Here is a 1,673-nt window from a genome sequence, read left to right on the forward strand (position 1 = left end):
GATGGCGAGGTGCTGGTCGAGATCAAGGCAACCGGCATCTGCCACACCGACGAGTTCACGCTGTCGGGCGCCGACCCGGAAGGCCTGTTTCCGGCGATCCTCGGCCATGAGGGCGCCGGCATCGTCGTCGACGTCGGCAAGGGCGTCACCTCGGTCAAGAAGGGCGACCATGTCATCCCGCTCTATACGCCGGAATGCCGGCAGTGCCCGTCCTGCCTGTCGCGCAAGACCAATCTGTGCACCGCCATCCGCGCCACGCAGGGACAGGGCTTGATGCCGGACGGCACCTCGCGCTTCTCGATCGGCAAGGACAAGCTGTTCCACTATATGGGCTGCTCGACCTTTTCCAATTTCACCGTGCTGCCCGAGATCGCGGTGGCCAAGGTCAATGCCGACGCCCCGTTCGACAAGATCTGCTACATCGGCTGCGGCGTCACCACCGGCATCGGTGCTGTGATCAACACGGCCAAGGTCGAGCAAGGCGCGACGGCGGTCGTCTTCGGCCTCGGCGGTATCGGCCTCAACGTCATCCAGGGATTGCGCCTGGCCGGCGCCGACATGATCATCGGCGTCGACCTGAACAACGACAAGAAGGCATGGGGCGAGAAATTCGGCATGACGCATTTCGTCAATCCGAAGGAGATCGACGGCGATGTCGTGGCGCATCTGGTCAACATGACCAAGCGCGGCGCCGACCAGATCGGCGGCGCCGACTACACGTTCGACTGCACCGGCAACACCAAAGTCATGCGGCAAGCGCTTGAATCGTCGCATCGCGGCTGGGGCAAGTCGGTCATCATCGGCGTTGCCGGCGCCGGCCAGGAGATCTCGACGCGGCCGTTCCAGCTGGTCACCGGCCGCACCTGGATGGGCACCGCCTTCGGCGGCGCGCGCGGCCGCACCGACGTGCCGAAGATCGTCGACTGGTACATGGCCGGCAAGATCGAGATCGATCCGATGATCACCCACACGCTGAAGCTCGAGGACATCAACAAGGGCTTTGACCTGATGCATGAAGGCAAGTCGATCAGGAGCGTGGTGGTTTACTGAGGAGGAGAAAGCCGCCGGCTAACCAGCGGCCGAAAAATGCAGATGTTCAACACGGGAGGAGACAAAATGCCGGAAAAACTGCATCCTAAAATCGACAATGGACTGCCACGGGAAAGGCCCGATTTTGCCGGCGGGACGCTGGTCTGCGCCTGCACCAGCAACCCGGTCAAGGTGAAGGTCAAGGGCCAGATCGCCCACAACCATGCCTGCGGCTGCACCAAATGCTGGAAGCCGGAAGGCGCACTGTTCTCGGTCGTGGCGGTTGCCGCTACAAACGACGTGACGGTGACCGAAAACGGCGACAAGCTGAAGGTGGTCGATCCGGGCGCGCTGATCCTGCGCCATGCCTGCACGGGCTGCGGCGTCCACATGCACGGCCCGGTCGAGCGCGACCACGCTTTCAAGGGGCTGTCCTTCATCCATCCGGAGCGCTTCCAGGAAGACGGCTGGTCGCCGCCGGGCTTCACCGCCTTTGTCTCGTCGATCATTGAATCCGGTGTCGATCCGAGCCGCATGGACGGCATAAGGTCACAGCTGAAGTCGATCGGGCTCGAACCTTATGATTGCCTCAATCCCGGCCTGATGGACTATATCGCCACCTGGACGGCCAAGAGATCCGGCGC

At 62.8% G+C, this 1,673-nt stretch carries 2 protein-coding genes; both read left to right on the plus strand.

The genetic code is table 11. The annotated features are described in order from the left end of the window. A partial coding sequence (locus AC0L2X_RS32330) for an S-(hydroxymethyl)glutathione dehydrogenase/class III alcohol dehydrogenase (RefSeq protein WP_473601197.1) occupies positions 1-1,050 on the plus strand: 1,050 nt, incomplete at its 5' end. A gap of 66 nt (positions 1,051-1,116) precedes the next feature. Continuing rightward, a partial coding sequence (gene gfa / locus AC0L2X_RS32335; protein WP_473601198.1) for an S-(hydroxymethyl)glutathione synthase occupies positions 1,117-1,673 on the plus strand: 557 nt, incomplete at its 3' end.

It is taken from the genome of Mesorhizobium sp. WSM4828, assembly GCF_055811175.1.